Below are 25,686 nucleotides of genomic sequence, written 5' to 3' on the forward strand. Positions count from 1 at the left end.
CAGGGCCGTCAACAGCATGTGCCCGGCCTGGCCCGCCCCAGCCGGGTCAGGCCAGGGCGTGCTCGCCACGGCGTAACCGGCGATGGCTGACAGCTGTCACTGGCTGCAACCCGGGCGGAAGCGAATAGTGAGCGCCAAGGCGAGGACACCTCGCCACCACTCAGCCACCACTCACCAGGGGGACCGCTCATGAACATGCTCCAGCAACTCGCCTCGCAGACGCCGATCTGGGTCTGGCTGCTCCTGGCCTTCCTGGTCACCCGTGGCATTGCCGCCATGAAGCCGGCCCAGACCTCGCCGCAGAAGCTGGCGATCGTGCCCGGCCTGTTTGCCGTCTGGGGTGCGTGGTCGATCAGCCATCGTTTCGGCGCGTCGCTGATCGCCTGGAGCGAGTGGCTGGCCGGCATCGCCACGGGGGCCGCGCTTGCCTGGCTGCTGTTGAGTCGATTGAAGCTGACGCTGGACCGCAGCACCGGCAAGCTCTGGCGCAGCGCGGACTTCAGCCTGCTGCCGCTGCTGCTGGTCACCTTCCTGGTGAAGTACGCCTTCGAGGTCGCATTTGCGGTGTCGTCGACGCTGACCGCCAGTGCCGGCTTCAGCGCCGCCTACCTGCTGCTGACCGGCGGGTTCACTGGCGTCTTCGTGGGCAAGTACTGTCGCTACCTGGCCTCGCTGCGGATGGATGCGGCGGGGAAGGGACTGGAAACCGCAGGTTGATTGACCTGGTAGTGCCGGTCGCTGGAGGCTCCGCAGGTCATCGGCAATCGAGTTTGGCGTTACCATCGGAGCGGCTGCACCTCCCGTGAGAGCCCGGGATGGATGGAACCATCTGAGCAGGAATCGATAGTGGAAGCGATATATCCGGTCGGCGTTGCAGGGGGAATGCGGATCATCTGGTTTGCCTGGGTATCAGGTGACCATGATCGGGTGATGTCCAGCAATGGAAGGCCTGTCTGCGACAGCAGCAAGGAAGGGCTGGAGGGTCAGGTTGCCGCGCGCGGCCGAGTCCTGGACTGGGAAGGAGAGTCCGTCATTGACCTCGACTCGCTGATCTCGTCTGTAGATTCAGGGCGGGAGGTCGACCCCGGGGAGGTCGTGGATGCATGGAATTTCATGACGGACCTCTCCAGGGTGATCGACAACGCCCCCAATCAGCTGTTTCATGCCGAGTTGATGGAGACCTATGACATCTTCTTTTCGCAGTGCGAGGTCGCTCAATCGCTTGGTCTGAGATCGATTTCCATTGCAAGGCGCGATCTGGATCGAGCCCTTGTTGTCCTGCGCGACGGAAGGCGAATGGTGCAGGGCATCCAGTTGAACATCGAACGTCCTGCGTCCTCGCCAACCGTCGGGCGCACGCATGAGATCCATTGATCTGTGGACAATGAAACGGAACGCCAGGAAGGCTGGGTTGCGGGTGGTTGGCAACTTTCTGATTGTTTCGTACACGCGCGATGTGATCTCCGGGTTTGCCATGGACCCAGCGCCGTCCTCCATCTATGTATGGACCTTCGCACTTCCGGTCTATGACGGCCTGCCACACCTGCATATGTCTCTCGGCCAGAGGGTCGCTTGCCCGGAAGATCCAAAGGACTTTTTCCGCGGCACGCACGAGGCTCACCTCGCAATGCTCGAAGGGGTGAGAACAGCTGCGGACCTTCTGATGTATGTTGAAGAGGCCGGTTTCGAGGGCGATTACTGCCAATGGGTGAAGTACCTGTCCACCATTCGCCTGGGCGATTTCCCGGCCGCAGATGCTGCACTGAAGAATCTGCTCGCACTGCCGGTGTCCAGCGCGATCCGCGGAAGACTGGACAGGATGCTGGAGGCAATCGGGCGAGGTGGCGAATCAGGCGCGCGGCAGCTTCTGCAGGAATGGTCGATGCAGACGGCCCGATTGATGGGTGGCAGCAGCACATTCGCCTGGAGCCAGGACAGCACAAGCGCGTGAACCGCGCGGTTGCTCACGCCTCCCCACGCCACTGGCTCATCAGCATCTGAAGGAATCGCTCTGCGGTGGGCGAGAGCAGGGCACCCCGTCGGCGGACGATGCCGATCGTGCGCGACACCACCGGGTTGCCGATCGCGCGCGTCACCAGGGTGGGGTGATCCCCGTCCGGCGTGGCCATCTTCGGTAGCACCGACACGCCGATGCCGGCCTCGACCATGCCCAGTGACGTCGACAGGTGCGTCACCTCGTAGTGCCAGCTCAACTTGAGGTTCTCGCGCGCCAGCGCGCCGTCCAGCAGCGTGCGGTTACCGCTGGTGCGATGCACGGTGATCAGCTGGTGCTCGGCCAGATCAGCCCATTCCACTTTGCGCTTGCGGGCCAGCGGATGATCGCGCCGGCAGGCGAGGACGAAGGGGTCCTCGGCCAGCACGTCGAAGTCGAGATTCGGATCGTTGGCGCCCATGAAGTTGATGCCGAACTCGACTTCACCACGTTCCACTGCCTGCAGACCCTCCGTGGCCGGGATATCCAGAATGCGGAAGCGCACGTTCGGGTGTGCTTCGTGGAAACGCGCCATCACGCTGGGCAGGAAGTAGAACGCCGCCGTCGGCAGGCACGCGATGGTCACGGTGGCGCCGCGGGTGTCTTCGCGGCCGCGCAGCGAGAACAGCGAGCCATCGAATTCTTCCAGCATGCGGCGCACCAGTGGCAGCAGGTTCTCGCCGACAGCGGTGGTACTGACGCTGCGCGTGGTGCGCTCCAGCAGCGGCGAACCCACGGCCTGCTCCAGCTTCTGTATCCGTCGGCTGAGCGCCGGCTGGGAGACGTGCAGGATTTCAGCGGCGCGATGGAAGCTGCGTGTCTCCGATACCAGCAGGAACGCGCGTAGATCCAGGATTTCGCAATTGATGCTCATTGGGTATCAATCATCCAAAAATCAGCAATTCACAGATCAATTAGGGTCATGCCAGTATCGAATCACAGAGGGGTCATTCATCCCCTATACGCATCAATCTAGCACACGTATGTCCAACGATCTGCTCAGCATTCCCTGCGTGCTCATGCGCGGCGGCACCTCCAAGGGCCCGTTCTTCCTGGCCAGCGACCTGCCGGCGGACACCGCCGAACGGGATCGCCTGCTGCTGGAAGTGATGGGCTCGGGCCATCCGTTGCAGATCGACGGCATCGGCGGTGGCAACGCACTGACCAGCAAGGTGGCGATCATCGACCGCTCGAGCCGGGCGGACGCCGACGTGGACTACCTGTTCGCCCAGGTCCGGGTGGAGCAGCAGGTGGTGGATACCTCGCCCAACTGCGGCAACATGCTGGCGGCCGTGGGCCCGTATGCCATCGAGCGTGGGCTGGTGCAGGCGCAGGATCCGCAGACCGAGGTGCGCATCCACAACGTCAACACCGGCAAGCTGATCATCGCCACGGTGGAAACGCCGGGCGGCACTGTGGCCTACCGCGGTGATACGCGCATTGCCGGCGCGCCGGGCGCAGCCGCGCCGGTCAGGCTCTCCTTCCTTGATGCGGCAGGCGCCCGCACCGGCAAGCTGCTGCCCAGCGGGCATGCGCAGGAAACCATCAATGGCGTGCCGGCCAGCCTGGTGGACTGCGCCATGCCGATGATGCTGGTGCGTGCCGAAGACCTGGGCGTGCGCGGTGATGCCTCGCCCGCCGAACTGAACGCGGACGCGGCGTTCATGCGCCGGCTGGAAGCGCTGCGCATCGAGGCGGGCGCCCGCATGGGCATCGCCGACGCCGGCAACAAGGTCATTCCCAAGCCGGTGCTGCTGTCGGCGCCGCAACAGGGCGGCGATCTGCAGGTGCGCTATTTCATGCCGCACCAATGCCACACCGCACTGGCCATTACCGGTGCGGTCGGCCTGGCCACCGCCGCCGTCACGCCGGGCACGCTGGCCCACACTTTGGTCGGATGCCGGTCCGTTCCCGGCAGCATTACCCTCGAACATCCGAGTGGGGCCCTGGAGGTGGGCCTCAGTCGCAGCTCGGGCGATTCGCCGGTGATTGCCAGCGTGGTCCGCACCGCACGCCGCTTGTTCGAGGGGCGCGTGTACGCGACTTCGCCCGCGCCCGCCACGGCCAGTGCCACCCAAGCCCGCCAATGGACGTCAGCGGCATGATCTGAACCCGGACGGGCCTGCGTAGACGCGCATGCCCGCCATTACAACGTAGATGCTTCACTCCTGGGAGGGATGATGTACAAGCAGTTCTTCTTGGCCGCGCTGTGCGCGGCCGGTCTGGCCGCGGCCGGATGCAGCAACAGCGGGCGCAGCGAAGGCGCATCCGCCGGCGGTGGCGACAATGCCCCGGTACGCATCAGCGTCGGCTCCTACAACCTCAACAACCTGCCGTTCTTCATCGCCGACGCCAAGGGGTACTTCAAGGACGTCGGCCTGCAGGTGAAGACCGAGAACTTCGCCCAGGGCGGCTCCAAGGTATTGCAGGCGCTGGTGGCCAATTCCACCGACGTGGCCGTCGGCTTCTACGACCACACCATCCAGATGCAGGCCAAGGGCAAGGACGTGGTGGCCTTCGTACTGCTCTCGCGCAACTCCGGCCTGGTGATGGCCGGCCGCGAGGATGCCACCTTCGATCCGGCGCGCCCGGAGACCATCAAGGGCCAGAAGGTCGGGATCACCGCGCCGGGCTCCTCGTCCGACTTCTTCGTCCGTCACTTCCTCGCCCAGCACGATATTCCGGCCGACAGCATCTCGTTGATCGGCGTCGGCTCGGGCGCCGCAGCGGTGGCCGCGCTCGAGCAGGGCAAGATCGACCTGCTCGTCAACTATGATCCTGCCGCCACCCTGATCACCGAGCGCAAGGTCGGCAGGATCATCCTCGACGCGCGCAGCGACGACGGCGCCCGCCAGGTCTATGGCGGCCTGTACCCGACCTCGGTGATGTACGCCAACCAGAGCTTCCTGGACACGCGACCCGAAGCGGCCGAGAAGATCGCCCGCGCCGAGCAGATGGCCTTGAAGTTCATCGCCGACAACAGTGCTGAAGACATCGTGGCCGCGCTGCCGGACAGCTACGTCTCCGGTGACCGCGCCACCTATGCCCGCGCGGTGGAGAACGCGCGCGCGATCTTCACCCGGGACGGTCACTTCACGCCTGCCGATCTGGAAACACCGCTGAAGGTGCTGCGTGAGTTCAACACGGATGTCGCCAAGGCCGATATCGATCTGTCCCGGACCTATACCAATGCCTTCGTCGAGCGTGCCAACGCTGCGGCGCCGGCTGCCCAACCGTAAGCGGAGGTAAACCATGGCCCTCAATGCCACCGTGCGCCAGTTCAATGGCGCGCCGCAGCTGGAGCCTGCACAGACCATGGTCGCCATCAACAAGGTGACCATGTCCTTCGGCGAATTCACCGCCGTACGCGATGTCGACATCCAGGTGGGTGACGGCGAGTTCCTTGCCATCGTCGGACCCACCGGCTGCGGCAAGAGCACCATCCTCAATTCCGTGGCGGGCCTGCTGAAGCCGTCGTCGGGCCAGGTCAGCATCGATGGCCGTGCCGTCAGCGGCGTGCAGGAGTCGGTCGGCTACCTGTTCCAGCAGGACGCGCTGCTGCCGTGGAAGACCGCGTACCAGAATGTTGAACTCGGCCTGCGCTTCCGCGGTGTGCCCGAGGCCGAACGCAAGGCCAAGGCCAACGCGTGGCTGGCCAAGGTCGGCCTGGCCGGCTTCGAGCATCGCTACCCGCACCAGCTGTCCGGTGGCCAGCGCAAGCGCGTGCAGATGGCCCAGGCGTTGATCGTCGAGCCGAAGGTGATCCTGATGGATGAGCCGTTCTCGGCGCTGGACATCCATACCCGCCACCTCATGCAGAACGAGCTGCTGCGGTTGTGGCAGGAAGACCGGCGCTCGGTGATCCTGATCACCCACGATCTGGAAGAAGCGATCGCCCTGGGCGACCGCGTGGTGGTGCTGTCCTCCGGCCCGGCCAGCCGCGTGGTGCGCAGTTTCGATGTGGATCTGGAACGGCCGAGGAACGTGGCCGAAATCAAGCTGGATGACCGTTTCACCGACCTGTACCGCGACATCTGGGCCTGCCTGCGCGGCGAAGTGGAGAAGAGCTATGCACGCCAAGACTGACAAGTTCATCCAGCTCGCGCTGGTGGTCGCCGTGTTCGGTGGCTGGGAAGGCGGCATCGCGCTGGGCGTGATCGATCCGTTCTTCTTCCCATCGCCAACCGCCATCGTGCAGCAGGCCTGGACCTGGCTGTCCGATACGTCGTTCTATCAGCATGTCTACATCACGCTGACCGAAACCGCGCTGGGCTACATCATCGGCACCGGCCTGGGTGTGGCCGGCGGCGTCTGGCTCGGCCTGAGCCGCCGCTCGGCACGCATCCTCGATCCCTTCATCAAGGGCTTCAACGCGATTCCGCGCGTGGTGCTGGCGCCGATTTTCGTGCTGTGGCTGGGCCTGGGGCTGTGGTCGAAGGTGGCGCTGGCGGTCACGCTGGTGTTCTTCACCACGTTCTTCAATGCCATGCAGGGCGTGCGCGAGGTGAATCCGGTGGTGCTGGCCAATGCCCGCATCCTGGGGGCGAGCCGCAGTGACCTGCTGCGCCATGTCTACTTCCCCGCAGCGGCGAGCTGGATCCTGTCTTCGCTGCGTACTTCGGTCGGCTTTGCCGTGGTCGGTGCGATCATCGGCGAATACCTCGGCGCCTCGGCGGGCCTGGGCTACCTGATCGCGCAGGCAGAAGGCAACTTCAACGCTGTGGGCGTGTTCGCCGGCATCATCATCCTGGCCGCCTTCGTGCTGGTCATCGACGCGCTGCTGGACGTGGTCGAGAACAAGCTGATCACCTGGCGTCCCAACGCCCAGGCACAGGCCACCAGCTGACCCGGACGGGCTGAGCCCGCCTGCCGCGCCGCCGGGCCGATCCGGCGGCGCGCGCTTCCTTCCCCGATCTTCCCCCGCACCACCGCAACGGGCCAGCGCCAGGCCAGGGGGCCGGCTGGCCGGAGAGAGCCCATGAACCATTCCAACGTGCTGCCGCTGGCAGCGCTGTCGGTCGCGCTCGGCCTGCTGTTGGCCAGTGGCCATGCCGACGCACAGTCCACGTCGTCGCTGCCCGCGCCGCTGAGCCAGGCCGAGCTGTCACGCCTGGTGCAGCAGCAGGCACTGCAGATCCAGCAACTGGAAGCACGCCTCCGCGCCGTCGAGGGCGGGCAGGGCAGTGCGAGGGCACCGTCAACGCCGCCCGCGCCTGCGCTGGAAACGCGGGTGGCCGCACTGGAAACCAGCCAGTCCAGGCTGCCGAAGGTCTCCTGGGCCAAGGGTGCACCGGAGTTCAGCAGTGCCGACGGCACGACGGTGTTCCGCCCCCGTGGCCGCCTGTTCGTCGATGCCTCGAGCACCGACGGTTCGGCGGTCGCCGACCGCAACGTTTCGGGTACCGAGATCCGTTCGGTGCGCCTGGGGGCCGAGGGGCGCTACGGCACCCTGGGCTGGGTCGTGGAGGGCGACTTCGCCGACAACGCGGTGGCGTGGAAGTCGGTCTACGCCACGCTGGACCACACGCTGTTCGGCCTGCCGGCCGATCTCACGATCGGCAACCGCTTGAACGATCGCGGTATCGATGGCTCAAGCAGCACCTCCAACACGCCGTTCCAGGAACGCAACGTGGTCGGCACGCTGCTGCTGCCGCAGCGCGGCCTGTTTGGTGTCGGGCTCACCGAGCGGGTGTATGGAAGGGGCTGGCATGCCAGCCTGTCGGTGGCCGGCAACGACCTCAACAACGCCGGCACCGACAACGACAGCCAGACCTGGGCCACCCGCGTCCACTGGAATCCGCTGGACACCGCCGACGCCACGGTGCATCTGGGCGCATGGGCCTTCCACGAGAAGATTCCCGCCGGGGCCAGCGGCGTGGTGCGCAGTTCGGCCATCGCGGGGCATTTCAACGATCTGGTCAGGATCACACCGGGCACGCTGGTGGGCGCCGAGCGCAGCACCGCCTACGGCGCGGAACTGGCCGGCTTCTTCGGCCCGGCGTGGGCAACCGGCGAGTGGGGTACGCGAAGCCTGCGCGGGGCCGATGCCAGCGGGCGCTATGATCGCGACCACGAAGCGTGGGCGATCTCGGCCGGCTGGTTCCTGGCGGGCGCGCTGCCGTCCTACTCGGGCAAGGCCGGCACGTGGGGCAAGGTGAAGGTGGCCGATCCGGTGACGCGCGGCGGCAGCGGTGCGTGGGAGCTGAAGGGCCGCTATGAGGACGTGGACTATGCCGAACTGCCCAGTGGTGGTACCGGTCACGCGTGGACACTGGGCGCGAACTGGTACCTCAACGATTTCAGCCGGGTGATGTTCGAAGCCGTGCGTTGGCAGACCCGCCACCGCAGCGGCAGTGCTGCGGGCAGGGATGAAGGCACCACCTTCAATACCCGTCTGCAGCTGGTCTTCTAGGGCCGGGCCGCCGCCTGCATTCTGGTCACAGCAGCAACAACGCAGCGATGAGTGCAGGCGGCATTACCAGCGCGCCGACGCGCAGGAAGTCGAGCGCGCTGACATGCTCGCCCTCGCGGCGCAGCGCCACCAGCCACAGCATCGTGGCCAGCGAGCCGGTCACTGACAGGTTCGGGCCCAGGTCCACGCCGACCAGCAGTGCGGCACGGGTCTGTGCGGGCAGTTCAGCCATCTGGCCCAGCGAACCGGCGGCCAGGCCGACCGGCAGATTGTTGGCTACGTTGCTCAGCAGTGCAGCGGCGCCACCGGCCAGCCAGCTGGCCTGGTGGGGAGAAGCCTGCGCCATGGCCTGCAGCGCGCTTGCCGCAGTCTGGATGACGCCGGTCTGCGCCACCGCCTCCACCAGCACGAACAGACCGGCCACCAGCGGCAGCACGCCCCAGGCGACATGCCGCAGCAGCGGCAGCGGGCTATGGCGCTGGCGTATCACCACGACCGCCACGCTCAGCGCGCCGGCGCAGAACGTGGCCAGGCCCAGCGGTCCGTTCAGCGCGGACGTCACCAGCAGTACGCTGCCGGTGAACAGCACGCCCAATGCACTCAGTCGGCCACCCTCGGTCAGCGGGCGATGTTCCGGTGCGGCGACCAGCGGCTGCGCGATTTCGCGCCGGTGTACCCAGCGCAGCACCAGGTAGGTGGCACCGATCGCCGCCGCCGACGGCAGCGCGAACTGCGCCAGCCACTGCAGCAGTGGCGGCATGTGCTGGCCGTACACCACCAGGTTGGCCGGGTTGGAGATGGGCAGCACGAAGCTGGCCGCATTGGCAATGAAGGCGCAGACGAACAGGTAGGGCAGGGGATTGGCGCGCGCCGCCTTGCAGGCCGCGTAGACCGCCGGTGTCAGCACCACGGCCGTTGCATCGTTGGACAGGAACACCGTCACCAGCGTGCCGACCAGGAACACCAGGTCGAACAGGCGTCGCCCCGATCCGCCCGCATGCCGCACCGCGTACAACGCCAGCCAATCGAACAGGCCTTCGCGCCGCGCCAGTTCGGCCAGCACCATCATGCCGACCAGGAACAGGTAGACGTCGCGGCCTTCGGCTACCGCGCCCCATGCGGTCTGCAGCGATACCGCGCCCAGCAGCGGCAACAGGGCGGCGGCGCCCAGCGCCCACACATACTCGGGGATGCGGAAGGGACGGAACAGCAGGCCGATGGTGGCAACGGCGACCGCTGCCCAGATCACGAGGGGGGAATGGGGGGCAAGCATGGAGTGGGGGCTTCAGCGGCACCGGCAGCGACCCCGGCGCAGGTGCTCCTGGCGCACGCGATCAGCGGATGGGCGGCCGCTGCAATCATCGCAGGTTCCGGGATCGCCGCATCATACCGTGCGCACTGGCATGGCGACTGCTGGGGGGCCGGGCGGGTTAGTGACGAACCCGGCGTCCAGTGCGGATGGGCAATCAAGCGCGGTATGACTTCAGGCACTGCAGTTTGACTACATGTGTAGTCAAACTGCGGGCACACTCACTGGAAGAGAACGCAATGCCAACGTCCTGCTGGTTGTCCTGCGCCCTGGCCCTCGTGATCGGCATCGCGGGGCCCACCCATGCGACGCCGCGTGCCGACGCCCTCGCCACGATCGAGCGCAACGCGCGTGCTTCGCATACCGATGCGGTGCTCGTGATGCACGACCGGGACACGCTGCTTGAGCTGAAGCCCGCCCCAGCGCAGGAATCCGTGCACCTGATGTCGGCAACCAAGTCCGTCGTCGCGCTGGGCATTGCGTTGCTGCTGGACGAAGGAAAGCTGGCTTCGATCGACGTACCGGTCAGCCAGATCTATCCGGAATGGAAACAGGGCAGGAAGAGCCGCATCACCGTGCGCATGCTGCTGGACCACACCTCCGGCCTGCAGAACGTGGCGAACGCGGGCGCCGAACTGGAAGGGGCCCCGGACCTGGTCAAACTGGCACTGGCAGCCGAGCTGAGTGACGACCCGGGCGCCGTGTTTTCCTACAACAACAAGGCCACCAACCTGCTGCCCGGCATTGTCGAGCGCCTAGCGGGCGAGCCGCTGGATGCCTACCTGGATGCGCGCCTGTTCAAGCCGCTGGGCATTGCCCACCACACCTGGATGAAGGATGAGGCAGGCACTCCGCTGGGAATGGCGGGCCTGTCCCTGCGTGCCGCCGATCTTGCCGCCATCGGGCAACTGTTGCTGGATGGAGGCGTGGCGCCGGATGGCAAACGACTGTTGAGTGAACGGTCAGTGGCATTGATCACTGCTGAAAGTGCCCGCTCGCCTGAGGTGGGCCTGTTGTGGTGGCGGATACCAGCGTGGGAACGCTATCAGCTCAAACCCCGGCTGGATGACCTGCTGGCCGGGCACGGCGTTGACGATGACGTGCGCCGCGCCGTGCAGGCCAGCGCGGGGCGCACGTTCGACAGCCGGGGGCAGTTGATCGCATTCCTCACCGAACGGTTGGGTGCGGACGGGCCGCAGCGTTACGCCAGCCAGATCGCCGCGCGCGGCCTGAAGCTCGCCGATCTCTACGACATCACACGGGGACCGGTCGTCGGCTTTGCCGCCAACGGCTACCTGGGCCAATACCTGATGATCGTTCCGGAACAACGCGTCGTCGCAGTGCGCCTGATCCATCGGCGCGAGAGCCACCGCGCCCCACAGGACGACTACGCGTCCTTCTTCGCCGATGTCCTGCAATTGGCGCGGGCACTGCAGTAGGTGCTGCCATCATCATGTCCACGCGCTCTGAACAACTTCCTGGAGCCTTCTTCACTGTCGTGCCGCCTAAGGTGGGATGACCCCTTGGCCGCCGGGATACTGAAGCATGTTTGATTACCAGGACTGGACCTTCCACGCCAATGGGCGCACGGTGGTGGCGCGCGTGGCGCTGGACGGCGACGGGGGCGGCACCATCAACCGATACCAGCTGATGCCCGGGCCGGCGCAGTCGGGGCTGTGCATCAAGGTCGCCTCCCAGGACGAGGCCGCGCAGAAACTGGAGGTCGAAGTGATGAAGCTGCTGGGACCGGAGTGGTAGCCCCTGCGTAGCACCACGGTGAGCGGCTCATCTGCTCCGTCCACGATCACGGCGTTGGCCGCGAAAACGGCGGAGCCGGACGGAACGAGTACGGCGAGCCGACTGCGGCGGCGATGCGCTGGAGAGCGTTCACGGTGCGTTCCTTTCTGGATGACCCGCAGGCGCGGGCACCTTTCCTGCGGCGGGTGAGCGGTGACCGGATGCAGCAGCAGCCCGGTCATCAGTAGCGGGGTGATTCCAGCGCCGCTACGCGCGCTGCCGATTTGCTGCGCTGCATGGTGACAAGCGCGAACCCGGGTGATTACTCTCCGCTGCAACGCGATGGTAGCGCTACCAGTCGGACGGGGATCCAGGGTCCAGGGGCTGCCTTCTTTGCCGCGTGTTTGTCCTGGCAGGCTTGAAAAGCAAGTGTAAGTCGCGGCGTGCTCCAGCAGCCGTGCTGTTCGGTTTGGAATGCGGGCCACGCCCGTGCGTGCCCCTGGGAGGGGGCGGTACATCCATTCGATCGTATGTCAGAGGGGACTTTCATGAGCACTTGCAGTTTCCGTGGCACCCCGGGCCCGAGGTCCGGTTCATGAGCCGCGCGTTGGCGAAGTTCCGGTCCCGGGCCATGTTCACCTTCGTGGGTGGCGCCCTGGTCATCAATCCTGCGTTTGCGCAGGACGCAGCACCGGCGACCGGGCAGCAGCCGCAGAGCCAGTCGCAGCCGACCCAGCTCGATGCAGTGCAGGTCACGGGCATACGCAACAGCCTGAGCCAGGCCATGGACATCAAGCGCGACTCGGCGGGCGTGGTCGACGCGATCAGCGCCGAGGACATCGGCAAGTTCCCCGATACCAATCTTGCCGAGTCGTTGCAGCGCATCACCGGCATCTCCATCGAGCGCCGTGACGGCGAGGGCGCGCAGGTGACCGCGCGTGGCTTTGGTCCGCAGTTCAACATGGTCACGCTCAATGGTCGCCAGATGCCCGGCGCCGATGCATTCGGTGCCTCCGGGCAGGTGGCCATCGGCGGTGTCGACGGCGGCACTCGCGCCTTCAATTTCGCGCAGCTGGCCGCCGAGGCCATCAATGGCATCGAGGTCTACAAGACCAGCCAGGCACAGGTGCCCAGCGGTGGCATCGGCGCGACGATCAACATCCTGACCTCGCGCCCGCTCGACCACGCCGGCATCGTGGCCAATGCCGGGGCAAAGCTGGTCTCCGACCAGAGCCAGCCGTTCGACAACGACCTGACGCCGGAGCTGTCGGGCATCTTCAGTTACAGCAATCCGGAAAAGACCTTTGGCGTCAGCCTCAGCGCGAGCCAGCAGAAGCGCAAGGGCGGCTCGGTGCAGGCCACGGAGAACTACTGGAACGTGCAGCCCTGGACGGGGTCGATGCCGGGCAACCCGACCGTGGTGAACGCCCCGGCCGTCGGCCAGCTCTATGCGCGGCCCAACGACCTGCGCTACGCGTTCTCCGAATTCGAGCGCGAGCGAGTCAATGGCCAGGCCGTGCTGCAGTTCGCACCGACGGACAGCCTGACCCTGACGATGGATTACACCTACTCGACCAACGAGATCACCGAGAATCGTGGCGAGCAGGGCATGTGGCTGCAGAACAGCAACTACACCAATGTCCAGTTCGACACCTCCGGTGCGGTCGCCACCCCGGTCTACATCCGCGAGATCGCCGGCACCAAGGACTTCGGGCTGGAACAGCAGCGCAGCATGCAGGAGTACAAGCTGGGCTCGCTGGGCTTCAACGCGGTCTGGAATGTCAGCGACCGTTTCAAGCTCAGCTTCGATGCGCACAATTCGAAGAATGAAAGCCGCCCCAATGACCCACTGACCGGCGGCGGCTCCATCTTCATGAGCATTGCCGGCACCAACAACTGCACCCGTGGCCCGCATTGCGGTGGCTCCTGGGTACAGGAGTTGAACTTCAACAATGGCCTGCCGGTCGGCACCCAGGTCTGGTATCCCAGTACTGCCGATGCGATCGCCGGGACCAATGGCGTGGTCAACCCGGGCTTCCAGGAAGGCGAGATCGGCACCCAGGTGCTGCGCGTCAACGCGCAGACCCAGATCAGCAAGATCAAGCAGGCGCGTGTCGACGGCGAATGGAACTTCGACCACGGCCGCTTCCAGTTCGGCGTGGATACGAACAAGTCCACCACCCACCGCATCCAGGCCGCCGAGGCCTATTCGACACTGGGCGACTGGGGCGTGGCCAACGTGGACCGGGATACCGCCGCCGGCCTGATGGACCTGCTGCAGCCGGTCAGCATCGTCGGCCTGTTCGATGACTACAGTGCCAACAGCTGGCCGGCCTGGCGCGGCAATGCCGGGCAGCTCGCGCAATGGGCGTCGCGCGAGTACGGCGTCGGCCTGGGCGTGGATCCGCAACGCGCAGCCGACAACTTCGTGGAAGAGAAGACCAAGGCGGCGTACTTCCAGGTGGAGCTGGACGGGGAGCTGGGCGGCATGCGCACCAATACCCGCCTGGGCGTGCGCTATGAAACCACCGACGTGGTGTCGACCTCGGTCATTGCCGTTCCCGAGTCCATCGAGTGGCAGGCCAACAACGATTTCCGCATCGTGCTGTCCGACGAGCAGCAGCCCTTCACCGAGAAGGCCAGGTACAGCTACATCCTGCCCAACCTTGATTTCAGCATCGACCTCACCGAGGAACTGAAGGGCCGCGTTTCGTTCGGCAAGAGCATTGCCCGAGCGCCGTACGGCAACCTGTATGCAGGGCCCGGTGCCCAGCAGCCGTTCGGCTCGGTGCTGATCGATCCCTCGTCGCGCGCCAGCGGCAATTCGCAGAACCCGAGCTTGAAGCCGCTGGAATCGGACAACCTCGACCTGGGGCTGGAGTGGTACTTCGCCGACGCCAGCTATGTGTCATTGACCTACTGGAACAAGTCGGTCAGCAACTTCATCGGCAACACGGTCGTCCAGGAAAGCCTGTACGGCCTCACCGACCCGACCTCCGGGCCGGATGCGCGGGCGGCGTTGGACTTCCTGACCAGCGGCGCCTGCGTGGCCCAGGTCGGGCCGGCCAATGCGGCCGCCTGCTCAGCCAACGACACCTCGCTGTTCACCGCACTGGCGCTGCTGCGCAACAATCCAGCTGGCCTGGGCGCCTACAACGGCACCGATGCGCAGGTACTGGCCACCGAAGCGGCCTACGATCTGTATGGGCAGGCCAACGACCCGCTGTACCAGTTCAACGTCAATCGCCCGATCAACCAGAACAAGTCCAAGCTGCATGGCTGGGAACTGGGCGGCCAGTACTTCTTCGGTGACACCGGCTTCGGCGTGCTGGCCAACTACACCGTGGTCAAAGGTGATGTCGGCTACAACAATGGCGGCGATCCGGGTATCGACCAGTTCTCGCTCACCGGCCTGAGCGACACTGCCAACGCCATGCTGATGTACGAGAAGTACGGGTGGTCGGTGCGCCTGGCATGGAACTGGCGCGACCAGTACCTGATCCTGTCCAACCAGGGTTCCAGCCGCAATCCGTACTACGTGGAGCCGTACGAGCAGTGGGATCTCAGCGTCAACTACGCGCTGGATGACCACTGGTCCTTCAGCCTGGAGGCGATCAACCTGACCGGCGAGGATGTGCGGTGGCGCTCGCGCACCTCGCAGATGATCGTCAAGCTGGCAGACCAGAGCCCGCGCTATATGCTGGGCGTCCGTTACAAGTTCTGAGCCTGGTTGCCGATGCGTCCGGCACGGTACCGCTGCCCGCCAGCGGTGCCGTGCCGGGACGGTGTCGCCGCACCTGCCGCGCCTGCGCTACCCTGCTGGCCAGCCACCCCGCACTGGACTGGATACCTCGATGGCCCGCTATGAAATGCTCAACAACATCGCGCATCGGGACCTGAAGGTCGCCATCGGATTCGGGCCGCAGTTCGGCGATGCGGTGGGCATGGTGCCGGCCTATCCCAGCGAGTTCGCCGAACTGCAGCGCGAGTATCCGATCTTCCTGCGCCGGGAGGCCGGGACCGGGGCGTGGCAGTCCGTGGCCCTGCTGGGTTTCGAGCAGCACGAGAACCTGTACCTGCAGGACGGACGCTGGAATGCCTCCTACCTGCCCGGCGCGGCCGCAAAAGGGCCGTTCCTGATCGGCTTCCAGGAGCACTACGTGGACGGCCTGCTCACCCAGGACGCGGTGATGCACGTCGACTTGGACCATCCGCGTGTCACCTGCGGCGCCGGTGAGCCGGTGTTCCTGCCGCAGGGTGGAAACACGCCTTACCTGGACCACATCGCTGGCGTGCTGCGCGGCATCCACGAGGGCAGTGCCTTCGCGGCCGGCATGTTCACGATGCTCGACGACTGTGGCCTCATCCAGCCGGTCACGCTTGATGTGCAGCTCGCGCCGCATCACCGCGTGGGCGTGAGCGGATTGCACGGCATCGACCGCGAGCGACTGGCGGCGCTGGACAGTTCACGCCTGGCGGCGTTGAACCGCGCCGGTTACCTGGAAGGTGCGTACCTGATGCTTGCGTCGCTGCATAACATGCGCCGCCTGATCGCCGAGAAGCAGCGCCGTCTCCGCGTCCAGGACGGCACCGCGCAGGCGGTCAGGAACTGACCGGTGCAAGCCCGCCTGCCGATACGGATCCTGGAAGGCATCGATCCTGCTGCCTTGCCATTGGCGGCCCTGGTGGAGGCCGGTGAGCCGGTCGTACTGCGCGGCATCGCCAGCGGTTGGCCACTGGTCCGGGCCGGACTGGGTGGCGTGCGTGACGCGATGGCGTACCTGTGCAGCGTCGATGCGGGTGCGCCCATCCAGTACTCGTTCGGCGGCGCCGAGATCGCGGGCCGCCCGTTCTACAGCGCGGACTTCACCCGGCTGAACTTCGAAGTGCGGCGTGGTGTACTCGCCCAGGTGCTGGAAGAGATCGCCGCGACGCTGCATGCGCCGCGGCCGCCAACCTATTACGTGGCCTCGCTGCCGATCACGCGGGCACTGCTGCCGGCATTCGCGCAGGCCAACGATGCCGGGCTGGCGAAGCAGGGCATCGACGCCACAGCCAGCATCTGGATCGGCAACCGGGTGACGGCCTCGTGCCATTTCGACACACCCGACAACCTCGCCTGCTGTGCGGTGGGGCAGCGCGAGTTCACGCTGTTCCCGCCCGCCCAGGTCGACAACCTGTATCCGGGCCCGCTCGATCCCACGCCGGGCGGACAGGTGGTCAGCGTGGTGGACTTCGAGCGCCCCGACTTCGATCGGCATCCACGTTTCCGCGAGGCGCTGGCGCATGCACGCAGCGCGGTACTTGGGCCCGGCGATGCGATCTTCATTCCCAGCATGTGGTGGCACCATGTACGCAGCCTGGAACCGTTCAACGTGCTGGTGAACTACTGGTGGCGAAGCTCACCGGCCTGGCTGGGGTCGCCGCTGGCGGCGCTGCAGCACGCGATGTGGTCCGTGCGCGACCTGCCAGCGCGTGAGAAGCAGGCCTGGGAAGGGCTCTTCCGTTACTACGTATTCGGCCCCGGCGAGCGCGCCGGGCAACACCTGCCTGACACGGCGCGCGGGGATCTGGCACCGTTCGACGAGCAGCGCGCCCGCCGCATGCGCGCGATGCTGCTGGGCAGGCTCAACCGTTGAGAGAGGGCACCGTGTTGGATACCCAGAGCACGCCTGCAGGGCGCATCCGCAAGGTGGTCATTGCCGGTGGCGGTACAGCGGGATGGCTGGCCGGCTGCGCGCTGGCGCATCAGTTCCGTGACCAGCTGCAGATCACGCTGGTCGAGTCCGAGCAGATCGGCACGGTCGGCGTCGGTGAGTCCACCGTGCCGCCGATCCGCACCTTCCATCGCTTCCTGCAGATTGACGAGCAGGAGTTCCTGCGCGCGGTGGCCGGCACCTTCAAGCTGTCGATCTCGTTCGAGAACTGGCGCCTGCCGGGGGATCGCTTCTTCCATCCGTTCGGCACCATCGGCCATGGCACCTGGGCGGCACCCTTCCATCACTTCTGGCTGGACAGCCTGCGCCGCGGCATGCCCTCGGAGCTGGGCGACTTCAGCCTGGAGAGCATCGCATCGCATGGCGACCGCTTCTCGCTGCATACCCAGCCGCAGGCCAGCTATGCGTATCATTTCGATGCCAGCCTGTATGCGCGGTTCCTGCGCCGCAGGGCCGAGGCCCACGGCCTGCACCGGATCGAAGGCAGGATCGCCCAGGTCAGGCAGCACGCGCACGACGGTTCGGTGCAGGCGCTGGTACTGGACGACGGCCAGGTGATCGAGGGCGATCTGTTCATCGACTGCACCGGCTTCCGTGGCCTGCTGATCGAGCAGACGCTGGGCACCGGCTACGAGGACTGGCACGAATGGCTGCCGTGCGACCGCGCCGTGGCGGTGCAGACCGAAGCGGTGGCGCCGCCGGTGCCCTATACCCGGGCGATCGCCCACGAAGCGGGGTGGCGCTGGCACATCGCGCTGCAGCACCGCGTTGGCTGCGGGCTGGTGTATGACAGCCGCCACCTGTCCGATGACGAGGCCGCAGCGAAGCTGCTGCGCGATGCCGGGGCTCCACCTTTGCGCGATCCATGGAAGGTGCCGTTCCGCAGCGGGCGCCGGCTGAAGGCCTGGAACAGGAACGTGGTGTCGCTCGGGCTGGCCAGCGGCTTCATCGAACCGCTGGAGTCGACCAGCATCCATCTGACGATCAGCGCGGTAGTGCGCCTGATCCAGCTGTTCCCGTTCGACGGCATCAGTGCGTCGCTGGTGAAGCTGTACAACGATGTCAGCCGCCAGGAAATGGAGCACGTGCGCGACTTCATCATCCTGCACTACCACGCAACGCAGCGCACCGAACCGATGTGGAAGGCGTGTCGCGAAATGCGCTTGCCCGAATCGCTGCAGCAGCGGCTGAGCGCGTGGCGCGAGCGTGCACATGCGTGGCAGGACCCCGGCGAGGTTTTCCGCGTGGAATCCTGGACCAGCGTGCTGCTCGGGCAGGGCATCGCGCCCGGTCCCGCCCACCCGCTGGCGCGGGCCGTGAGCGACGCCGATCTGCGCACCCTGTTGAAGGGCATCCAGCAGCCCGTGCAGCAGGCTGCCGCGCAGATGCCGGCGCAGGCGGAGTTCATCGCGCAGTACTGCAGGTCCGGCGTGGACGTGTGGCGTTCGACGGCAGCAAGCGCGTAACAGGGTTTTGCGTTGCAGCACGCTTTTTCCGCTGCAGCTGGTTACAGTGCGGCAACACCGCTGGCGATGACGCGCGCGGTGGCAACGAGGGGGCCGGACACCACGCCCCCTTTTTGAGTCCACGGAATGTTAGCGCTACCTTTTTTGATCGGAGGCGGTTTCGATGGGTCTGGTTGCAGGGATCGATGCAGGGACGCAGAGCCTGAAGGTGCTGGTCTATGACCCGCGGACGCAGGCGGTGGTGGCCTCGGCCAGCGTGCCGCTCGCGCTGGACAGCGGTGCCGACGGCAGCCGTGAACAGGCGCCTGCCGACTGGGTGTCGGCCCTGCGCGACTGCTTTGCCAGGATCGACCCCTCGCTGCGCGCTCGCATCGTCGCACTGGCGGTATCGGGGCAGCAGCATGGGTTCGTGCCGGTTGATGATGCTGGCGAGGTACTGGCGCCGGCCAAGCTGTGGTGCGACACCAGCACCTCGGCCGAATGCATCCAGATCATGGACGCCGTGGGCGGGTTCCAACGGACCATCGCGCTGGCGGGCAACCCGATCCTGACCGGCTACACAGCGTCCAAGCTGCCCTGGACCCGGATCCACCGTGCCGACGCCTATGCGCGGCTGGCGACCATCCTGCTGCCACACGACTACCTGAATTTCGTGTTGACCGGGCAGCGGTTCTGCGAGCTTGGCGATGCGTCCGGAACCGGCTGGCTGGACGTGCGCACACGCACCTGGTCGCAGGAACTGCTGCGCGCCACCGATCCTGATCGTGATCTTGCCGCCTGCCTGCCGCCGATCGCAGCACCCGATGCCCTGTTCGATATCGCGCCGAAGGCAGCGGCCGAGTTGGGGCTGCCGGCGGCCGTGAAGATTGCCGTAGGTGGCGGCGACAACATGATGGCGGCAATCGGCACCGGCTGCGTCACGGAAGGGCGGCTGGCGATGAGCCTGGGAACCTCCGGAACGCTGTTCGCCTATTCCGGCTCGCCGGTGATCGATCCGGACGGCGCGTGGGCGGCGTTCTGCTCGTCCACGGGGGGCTGGCTGCCGCTGATCTGCACCATGAACTGCACCGTGGCCACCGAACGCGTGGCCAGCGCCTTCGGTTTCAGCACCCGCGACGGCGATGCGCACCTCCACGCGACGCAGCCGGGCGCAGGGGGGGTGGTGATGCTGCCGTTCCTCAATGGCGAACGTACCCCCGACCTGCCGCTCGGCAAGGGCGTGCTGGCAGGCCTGGACATCGCCAATTTCACCCCGGCGCACCTCTACCGCGCCGCCATGGAGGGCGCGACCTACAGCCTGAAGTACGGCTACGACGCCTTCGTCCGCGCGGGCATGCAGTTCGATCGCATCGTGCTCACCGGCGGCGGCAGCAACAGCGCGGCCTGGCGTCAGCTGGTGGCTGATGTGTTCGGCCTGCCGGTGGACGTCCCGGTGCAGGCCGAAGGCGCGGCGTTTGGTGCGGCACTGCAGGCGCTGTGGGCGCTCGCCCGGGCGCAGGGAGACGCCGCCTCGATCAGCGACATCACCGCGCGCCACGTCACCGTCGATCCCGCGCAGTCCGCACGGCCGGATCCGGATCGCAGCGCTGCCTATGCACGGGCCTACGCACGCTTCCTCAGCCATCTTGATGCCATCACGCCGCTGCAGCGCGGCTGATGGCTCCTCCACGACACCCCGTACAACGACAGGAGCACGCACCATGAGCACGCAGCCCTTCATCGGCGCCAAGGAGTACTTCCCCGGCGTCGGCCGCATTCCGTTCGAGGGCAAGGGCTCGGACAATCCGCTTACCTTCAAGGTCTACGATGCAAACCGGGTCATCGGTGGCAAGACCATGCAGGAGCATCTGCGCTTCGCCGTGTGCTACTGGCACACCTTCTGCAATGCCGGGCACGATCCGTTCGGCCCGGGTACCCGGCAGTTCCCGTGGGAGGCAGCCTCGCCACTGGCCACGGCCGAAGCGAAGGTGGACGCGGCGTTCGAGTTCTTCACCAAGCTGGGCGTGCCGTACTGGTGCTTCCACGATATCGACCTGGCGCCGGATGCCGACGACATCGGCCAGTACCAGAAGAACCTCTCGCATATGGTGGCCCTGGCCAAGGCGCGCCAGGAGGCCACCGGCATCAAGCTGCTGTGGGGCACGGCCAACCTGTTCTCGCACCCGCGTTACATGAACGGCGCATCGACCAACCCCGACTTCGCGGTGGTCGCGCGCGCAGCGGTGCAGGTCAAGGCCGCGCTGGAGGCCACGGTCGAACTCGGCGGCGAGCACTACGTGTTCTGGGGCGGACGCGAAGGTTATGCGTCGCTGGCCAATACCCAGATGAAGCGCGAGATCGAACATTTCGCGCGCTTCCTCACCATGGCCCGCGACTACGGCCGCAGCATCGGCCTGAAGGGCAACTTCCTGATCGAGCCCAAGCCGATGGAGCCGATGAAGCACCAGTATGACTTCGACAGTGCCACGGTGGTGGGCTTCCTGAAGGAGCATGGGCTGGACAAGGACTTCAAGCTCAACATCGAAGCCAACCACGCCACGTTGTCCGGGCACACCTTCGAGCACGACCTGCAGGTTGCGTCCGACCATGGCCTGCTCGGCAGCATCGATGCCAACCGCGGCAACGCGCAGAACGGCTGGGACACCGACCAGTTCCCCAGCGATCTGTACGACACGGTGGGTGCGATGCTGGTCGTGCTGCGCCAGGGCGGGCTGGAGGGCGGGTTGAACTTCGATGCCAAAGTGCGCCGTGAGTCGACCGACCTTGAGGATCTGTTCATTGCCCATATCGGCGGCATGGACGCCTTCGCACGCGGGCTGGAGGTTGCCCATGCACTGCTGACCGAGTCGCCCTGGGAGCAATGGCGCAAGGAGCGCTACGCGAGTTTCGACAGCGGCGCCGGCCAGGAGTTCGAGCGTGGCACGCTCAGCCTGCCGGACCTGGCGGGCCTGGCCGCCCGCCTCGGCGAACCGCACCAGGCCAGCGGCAAGCAGGAGCGTTACGAAAACCTGCTCAACCAGTACCTGCTGCGCTGAGCGCGGCAACGGTGCACTCGAGGGGACGGGAATGAACCAGGCAGCAGGCAGCGGTGAGAACACCCGGCTGATCGTACTGATCAGCGTGGTAGCGACGATTGGCGGTTTTCTGTTCGGCTTCGACAGCGGCGTGATCAACGGCACCCAGGACGGCCTGCACCTGGCGTTCCGGTCCGGTGAATGGATGCAGGGGTTCGAGATCGCGTCGATGCTGCTGGGCTGTGCGGTGGGCGCGTTCAGTGCCGGCCGCCTGGCCGACCGCCTCGGCCGTCGCAACGTGCTGATCCTGTCGGCGGTGATGTTCCTGCTGTCGGCACTCGGTGCCGGGGCGGCGGCCTCGTCGGGCTGGTTCATTGCGGCGCGGGTGGTGGGTGGGTTCGCGGTAGGCGCGGCGAGCGTGATCTCGCCGGCCTACATTGCCGAGGTCGCTCCGGCCCGCTATCGCGGCCGCCTGGCCACGGTGCAGCAGATCGCGATCATCACCGGGCTCACCGCTGCCTTCCTGTCCAACTACCTGCTGGCGGCCGCAGCGGGCGCGTCGACCGAGCCGCTGTGGGCCGGGCAGGCTGCCTGGCGCTGGATGTTCTGGATGCAGGCCGCGCCATCGCTGGTGTTCCTGCTGCTGTTGCTGACCATTCCTGAGAGCCCGCGCTACCTGGTGGTGAAGCGGCGCAAGGACGACGCGCTGCGCGTGCTCACCCGGCTGCTCGGCAACGACAAGGCCCGCGCCACGCTCGAAGAGATCGATGCCTCGCTGTCCAACGACCACCATCGCCCGCGCCTGTCCGATCTGAAGAGCCTGGCGACCGGGCGGATCCGCCCGATTGTGTGGGTCGGCGTCGGACTGGCCTGCTTCCAGCAGCTGGTCGGCATCAACGTGGTGTTCTACTACGGCGCCGTGCTGTGGCAGGCGGTCGGCTTTTCCGAAAACGACGCGCTGCTGATCAACGTGCTGTCCGGCGCGCTGAGCATCGGCGCCTGCGTGGTCACGGTGCTGCTGATCGACCGGATCGGCCGCAAGCCCCTGCTGTGGTTCGGCTCGGCCGGGATGTCGCTGTCGCTTGCACTGGTGGTGGTCGCGTTTGCAAGTGGTTCACTGGCCGACGGGCATCTGCAGCTACCCGGGCGCATGGGCACGCTGGCGCTGGTGGCGGCCAATGCCTATGTCGTGTTCTTCAACCTGTCGTGGGGGCCGGTGATGTGGGTGATGCTGGGCGAGATGTTTCCGAACCAGATCCGCGGTTCGGCACTGGCGGTCGCCGGCGCAGCGCAATGGACCTCCAACTTCGTGGTCACGGTGACGTTCCCGATGCTGCTGGCCGCGGCCGGGCTGGCGGCCACCTATGGCATCTACCTGGTGGCGGCGATCATCTCGGTGATTTTCGTGGTCCGGCATGTGCACGAGACCAAGGGCAAGGAACTGGAGCAGATGGAAGGATGAGCGCCATGACATCGCAGACCTCCGTATCCCGCAGCGGCGTGCTGGTCGCCGTGCTGACGCTGGCGTTGCTGGGCTGCCACGGCCAGGACCGGCCCGCCGCCACTGCGGGAGCCGCCAGCGACCCGTGGCCGCAGGTCACCTGGCCACTGGCCGCGGATCCTGCTCTGGAGAAGCGGATCACCGACCTGATGGCCGGCATGACGGTGGAGGAAAAGGTCGGCCAGCTCGTGCAGGGCGACATTGCCAGCCTGACCCCCGATGACGTGCGGCGCTACCGCCTTGGTTCGATCCTGGCCGGTGGCAATTCCGACCCCGGTGGCCGCTACGATGCGTCGCCAGCCGAGTGGCTGGCGCTGGCAGACGCCTTCTACGACGCGTCCATGGACACGTCGAAAGGCGGCAAGGCCATCCCGCTGCTGTTCGGCATCGATGCCGTGCATGGGCAGAGCAACATCATTGGCGCCACGTTGTTCCCGCACAACATCGGGCTGGGCGCCACACGCAATCCGGAGCTGCTGCGGCAGATCGGTGGCATCACCGCGCTGGAAACCCGCGTCACCGGCATGGAGTGGACGTTCGCGCCGACCGTTGCGGTACCCCAGGATGATCGCTGGGGCCGCAGCTACGAGGGCTACTCGGAATCGCCCGAGGTGGTGGCCAGCTATGCCGGCGCCATGGTGGAGGGATTGCAGGGCAGGGTGGGAACACCGGAGTTCCTCGATGGCCGCCATGTGATCGCCTCGGTGAAGCACTTTCTCGGTGATGGCGGCACCACCGACGGCAAGGACCAGGGCGACACCCGCATCAGTGAGCCGGACCTGGTACGCATCCACGCCGCCGGATACCCGCCGGCCATCGCCGCCGGCGCGCAGACCGCGATGGCATCGTTCAACAGCGTCAACGGTGAAAAGATGCACGGGCACCGGCACTACCTCACCGATGTGCTCAAGGGACGCATGAACTTCGGTGGCTTCGTGGTGGGCGACTGGAATGGTCATGGCCAGGTCAAGGGCTGCACCACCACGGACTGCCCGGCCACGATCAACGCGGGCCTGGACATGGCGATGGCCTCGGACAGCTGGAAAGGCTTCTACGAGACGACGCTGGCTGCGGTGAAGGACGGCCGGATAACGCCGCAGCGCCTGGACGATGCGGTGCGCCGGATACTGCGGGTCAAGTTCCGCCTGGGGCTGTTCGAGGCCGGCAGGCCGTCCACGCGGGCCGTTGGCGGGCAGTTCGCACTGATCGGCGCGCCGGCACATCGCGCGGTGGCCCGGCAGGCCGTGCGCGAATCGCTGGTCCTGCTGAAGAACCAGAACGGCGTCCTGCCGCTGTCGCCGAAGCAGCGGATCCTCGTGGCCGGCGACGGTGCCAACGATGTCGGCAAGCAGGCCGGGGGCTGGACGCTCAACTGGCAGGGCACCGGCACCACCCGCAAGGACTTCCCCAATGCGGACTCCATCTATGAGGGCATCGCGCACCAGGCCAGGGCGGCCGGTGGTGAAGCCGTGCTTGCCGTTGACGGTCGCTATGCAGTGAAACCCGACGTGGCGGTGGTGGTGTTTGGCGAAGACCCCTATGCCGAGTTCCAGGGAGACCGGCCGACGCTGGCCTACAAGCCCGGCAACGAAACGGATCTGGCGCTGCTCAAGCGGCTCAAGGCCGATGGCATACCGGTCGTCGCGGTCTTCCTGAGCGGGCGGCCGCTCTGGGTGAACCGGGAAATCAATGCCGCCGATGCCTTCGTGGCCGCGTGGCTGCCGGGCTCGGAAGGCGCCGGCATTGCCGATGTACTGCTGCGCGGAAGCGATGGCCGGGTGCAGCACGATTTCAAGGGCAAGCTCAGTTTCAGCTGGCCGCGCACCGCCACCCAGTACGCCAACAACGTCGGCCAGAAGGACTACGATCCGTTGTTTGCGTTCGGCTTCGGCCTGACCTACGCCGACAACGGCGACCTGGCCGCGCTGCCGGAGGCATCGGGCGTGACCGGCAACGAGGGCGCGACCGGCGTGTTCTTCGCGCGCGGTGATGCAGGCCCCGGCATGGCGCTGCGCCTTGAGCAGGCCGCAGGCCAGGGCCTGACCGTGACCCGCGTGCCGGACGCGTTGCCCGATGATCGGCTGAAGATCACCGGCGTGGATCATCTGGCGCAGGAGGATGGGCGACGCCTGGCCTGGTCGGGCAAGGGCGAGGCCGTTGCTGCACTGCAGTCGCACACGGCGCTGGACCTGCAGCGCGAATCCAACGGTGACCTGATGCTGCTGACCACGCTGCGCGTGGACGCTGCGCCGGAGGGTGAGGCGTGGCTGTCGGTCGGTTGCGGCGTGGGCTGCTCGGCACGCATCGCCATCGGGCCGTCGCTGGCGGCCCTTCCACAAGGCCAGTGGAAGCGCGTTGGCGTGCCGCTGAAGTGCCTGGCCAAGGCGGGTGCAAAGCTGGACGCGATCGACCGACCGTGGTCGGTGGTGACGGCCGATGCGATGACGATCTCCGTGTCACGCGTCGCGCTGGGCGCACTGAACGAAGCCGAGGTCGCCCTTGGATGCGGCGCATGATTGCTGCCGGCCTGACCGGCA

General features: G+C 66.5%; 20 protein-coding genes. 18 read left to right on the plus strand and 2 right to left on the minus strand.

Going from position 1 to position 25,686, the window contains the following annotated elements; all coding sequences use genetic code 11:
- Nucleotides 1-189 precede the first annotated feature (189 nt).
- The 3 genes from VG561_RS00385 (at nucleotide 190) to VG561_RS00395 (ending at nucleotide 1,951) form a co-directional block, all read left to right on the plus strand.
- On the plus strand, nucleotides 190-717 hold the full coding sequence (locus VG561_RS00385) for a DUF6622 family protein (RefSeq protein ID WP_423179261.1): 528 nt from the start codon (nucleotides 190-192) through the stop codon (nucleotides 715-717).
- Between the two features lie 129 nt (nucleotides 718-846).
- The gene (locus tag VG561_RS00390) at nucleotides 847-1,374 is read left to right on the plus strand and encodes a hypothetical protein (protein ID WP_181160698.1); all 528 of its coding nucleotides are present in this window, start codon (nucleotides 847-849) and stop codon (nucleotides 1,372-1,374) included.
- 10 nt (nucleotides 1,375-1,384) lie between these two features.
- Nucleotides 1,385-1,951, plus strand: a complete 567-nt coding sequence (locus tag VG561_RS00395) for a hypothetical protein (RefSeq protein ID WP_032958916.1) — start codon at nucleotides 1,385-1,387, stop codon at nucleotides 1,949-1,951.
- A 13-nt stretch (nucleotides 1,952-1,964) separates the two neighbouring features.
- Here the strand turns inward: VG561_RS00395 and VG561_RS00400 are convergent, their stop codons facing one another.
- On the minus strand, nucleotides 1,965-2,867 hold the full coding sequence (locus VG561_RS00400; RefSeq protein ID WP_010485668.1) for a LysR family transcriptional regulator: 903 nt from the start codon (nucleotides 2,865-2,867) through the stop codon (nucleotides 1,965-1,967).
- 109 nt (nucleotides 2,868-2,976) lie between these two features.
- On the opposite strand from VG561_RS00400, the gene VG561_RS00405 reads away from it, so the two are divergent.
- From VG561_RS00405 to VG561_RS00425, 5 genes are all read left to right on the plus strand, one after another.
- Complete coding sequence (locus VG561_RS00405) at nucleotides 2,977-4,098, plus strand: 4-oxalomesaconate tautomerase (RefSeq protein ID WP_049439659.1); 1,122 nt, start codon at nucleotides 2,977-2,979, stop codon at nucleotides 4,096-4,098.
- Between the two features lie 75 nt (nucleotides 4,099-4,173).
- The gene (locus VG561_RS00410; protein ID WP_041864185.1) at nucleotides 4,174-5,232 is read left to right on the plus strand and encodes an ABC transporter substrate-binding protein; all 1,059 of its coding nucleotides are present in this window, start codon (nucleotides 4,174-4,176) and stop codon (nucleotides 5,230-5,232) included.
- Nucleotides 5,233-5,245: 13 nt separating this feature from the next.
- Nucleotides 5,246-6,079 (plus strand): ABC transporter ATP-binding protein, encoded by an 834-nt coding sequence (locus tag VG561_RS00415; protein WP_014647218.1) that lies wholly within the window; start codon nucleotides 5,246-5,248, stop codon nucleotides 6,077-6,079.
- On the plus strand, nucleotides 6,063-6,839 hold the full coding sequence (locus tag VG561_RS00420; RefSeq protein WP_005409726.1) for an ABC transporter permease: 777 nt from the start codon (nucleotides 6,063-6,065) through the stop codon (nucleotides 6,837-6,839). Before VG561_RS00415 ends, VG561_RS00420 begins: the two co-directional genes overlap by 17 nt.
- A gap of 132 nt (nucleotides 6,840-6,971) precedes the next feature.
- Nucleotides 6,972-8,405 carry a porin gene (locus VG561_RS00425; protein WP_169412699.1) on the plus strand — a complete coding sequence of 478 codons (1,434 nt, stop codon included), beginning with the start codon at nucleotides 6,972-6,974 and terminating at the stop codon, nucleotides 8,403-8,405.
- 25 nt (nucleotides 8,406-8,430) lie between these two features.
- On the opposite strand, the gene VG561_RS00430 is transcribed toward VG561_RS00425, so the two are convergent.
- Entirely contained in the window at nucleotides 8,431-9,678 is a 1,248-nt protein-coding gene (locus VG561_RS00430) for an arsenic transporter (protein ID WP_164165598.1), read from the minus strand.
- Nucleotides 9,679-9,971: 293 nt separating this feature from the next.
- On the opposite strand from VG561_RS00430, the gene VG561_RS00435 reads away from it, so the two are divergent.
- The 10 genes from VG561_RS00435 to VG561_RS00480 all read left to right on the plus strand — a co-directional run bounded on the left by VG561_RS00435 (nucleotide 9,972) and on the right by VG561_RS00480 (nucleotide 25,665).
- Nucleotides 9,972-11,153 carry a serine hydrolase domain-containing protein gene (locus VG561_RS00435; protein WP_329767914.1) on the plus strand — a complete coding sequence of 394 codons (1,182 nt, stop codon included), beginning with the start codon at nucleotides 9,972-9,974 and terminating at the stop codon, nucleotides 11,151-11,153.
- 106 nt (nucleotides 11,154-11,259) lie between these two features.
- On the plus strand, nucleotides 11,260-11,472 hold the full coding sequence (locus tag VG561_RS00440) for a hypothetical protein (RefSeq protein ID WP_032957243.1): 213 nt from the start codon (nucleotides 11,260-11,262) through the stop codon (nucleotides 11,470-11,472).
- Nucleotides 11,473-12,046: 574 nt separating this feature from the next.
- Nucleotides 12,047-15,175, plus strand: coding sequence for a TonB-dependent receptor (locus VG561_RS00445; protein WP_423179262.1), 3,129 nt, complete (start codon nucleotides 12,047-12,049; stop codon nucleotides 15,173-15,175).
- A gap of 130 nt (nucleotides 15,176-15,305) precedes the next feature.
- Nucleotides 15,306-16,064, plus strand: a complete 759-nt coding sequence (locus VG561_RS00450; RefSeq protein WP_423179263.1) for a SapC family protein — start codon at nucleotides 15,306-15,308, stop codon at nucleotides 16,062-16,064.
- A gap of 3 nt (nucleotides 16,065-16,067) precedes the next feature.
- Entirely contained in the window at nucleotides 16,068-17,090 is a 1,023-nt protein-coding gene (locus tag VG561_RS00455; protein WP_423179264.1) for a cupin-like domain-containing protein, read from the plus strand.
- Nucleotides 17,091-17,101: 11 nt separating this feature from the next.
- A complete protein-coding gene (locus VG561_RS00460) occupies nucleotides 17,102-18,634 on the plus strand; it encodes a tryptophan halogenase family protein (protein WP_227863755.1) in 1,533 nt (510 codons plus the stop codon).
- Between the two features lie 163 nt (nucleotides 18,635-18,797).
- The gene (gene xylB / locus VG561_RS00465; RefSeq protein WP_423179265.1) at nucleotides 18,798-20,291 is read left to right on the plus strand and encodes a xylulokinase; all 1,494 of its coding nucleotides are present in this window, start codon (nucleotides 18,798-18,800) and stop codon (nucleotides 20,289-20,291) included.
- Between the two features lie 43 nt (nucleotides 20,292-20,334).
- Nucleotides 20,335-21,669: a xylose isomerase gene (xylA, locus tag VG561_RS00470; protein ID WP_423179266.1), complete on the plus strand. Its 1,335-nt coding sequence runs from the start codon at nucleotides 20,335-20,337 to the stop codon at nucleotides 21,667-21,669.
- Nucleotides 21,670-21,700: 31 nt separating this feature from the next.
- Nucleotides 21,701-23,110: a sugar porter family MFS transporter gene (locus VG561_RS00475; protein ID WP_423179267.1), complete on the plus strand. Its 1,410-nt coding sequence runs from the start codon at nucleotides 21,701-21,703 to the stop codon at nucleotides 23,108-23,110.
- Nucleotides 23,107-25,665 (plus strand): glycoside hydrolase family 3 protein, encoded by a 2,559-nt coding sequence (locus VG561_RS00480; RefSeq protein WP_423179268.1) that lies wholly within the window; start codon nucleotides 23,107-23,109, stop codon nucleotides 25,663-25,665. The genes VG561_RS00475 and VG561_RS00480 overlap by 4 nt, the downstream gene beginning before the upstream one ends.
- The last annotated feature ends 21 nt before the right edge of the window (nucleotides 25,666-25,686 follow it).

Source organism: Stenotrophomonas sp. CASM110 (assembly GCF_049384345.1).
Lineage (GTDB): Bacteria > Pseudomonadota > Gammaproteobacteria > Xanthomonadales > Xanthomonadaceae > Stenotrophomonas > Stenotrophomonas muris.

Bases quoted from the DNA above. Each gene is read 5' to 3' on its own strand.
- VG561_RS00445 (WP_423179262.1), top strand. From the start codon at position 12,047: ATGAGCCGCGCGTTGGCGAAGTTCCGGTCCCGGGCCATGTTCACCTTC.
- VG561_RS00400 (WP_010485668.1), bottom strand. From the start codon at position 2,867: ATGAGCATCAATTGCGAAATCCTGGATCTACGCGCGTTCCTGCTGGTA.
- VG561_RS00385 (WP_423179261.1), top strand. From the start codon at position 190: ATGAACATGCTCCAGCAACTCGCCTCGCAGACGCCGATCTGGGTCTGG.
- VG561_RS00405 (WP_049439659.1), top strand. From the start codon at position 2,977: ATGTCCAACGATCTGCTCAGCATTCCCTGCGTGCTCATGCGCGGCGGC.
- VG561_RS00425 (WP_169412699.1), top strand. From the start codon at position 6,972: ATGAACCATTCCAACGTGCTGCCGCTGGCAGCGCTGTCGGTCGCGCTC.
- VG561_RS00430 (WP_164165598.1), bottom strand. From the start codon at position 9,678: ATGCTTGCCCCCCATTCCCCCCTCGTGATCTGGGCAGCGGTCGCCGTT.
- VG561_RS00480 (WP_423179268.1), top strand. From the start codon at position 23,107: ATGAGCGCCATGACATCGCAGACCTCCGTATCCCGCAGCGGCGTGCTG.
- VG561_RS00415 (WP_014647218.1), top strand. From the start codon at position 5,246: ATGGCCCTCAATGCCACCGTGCGCCAGTTCAATGGCGCGCCGCAGCTG.
- VG561_RS00475 (WP_423179267.1), top strand. From the start codon at position 21,701: ATGAACCAGGCAGCAGGCAGCGGTGAGAACACCCGGCTGATCGTACTG.
- VG561_RS00395 (WP_032958916.1), top strand. From the start codon at position 1,385: ATGAAACGGAACGCCAGGAAGGCTGGGTTGCGGGTGGTTGGCAACTTT.
- VG561_RS00450 (WP_423179263.1), top strand. From the start codon at position 15,306: ATGGCCCGCTATGAAATGCTCAACAACATCGCGCATCGGGACCTGAAG.
- xylA (WP_423179266.1), top strand. From the start codon at position 20,335: ATGAGCACGCAGCCCTTCATCGGCGCCAAGGAGTACTTCCCCGGCGTC.
- VG561_RS00440 (WP_032957243.1), top strand. From the start codon at position 11,260: ATGTTTGATTACCAGGACTGGACCTTCCACGCCAATGGGCGCACGGTG.
- xylB (WP_423179265.1), top strand. From the start codon at position 18,798: ATGGGTCTGGTTGCAGGGATCGATGCAGGGACGCAGAGCCTGAAGGTG.
- VG561_RS00420 (WP_005409726.1), top strand. From the start codon at position 6,063: ATGCACGCCAAGACTGACAAGTTCATCCAGCTCGCGCTGGTGGTCGCC.
- VG561_RS00410 (WP_041864185.1), top strand. From the start codon at position 4,174: ATGTACAAGCAGTTCTTCTTGGCCGCGCTGTGCGCGGCCGGTCTGGCC.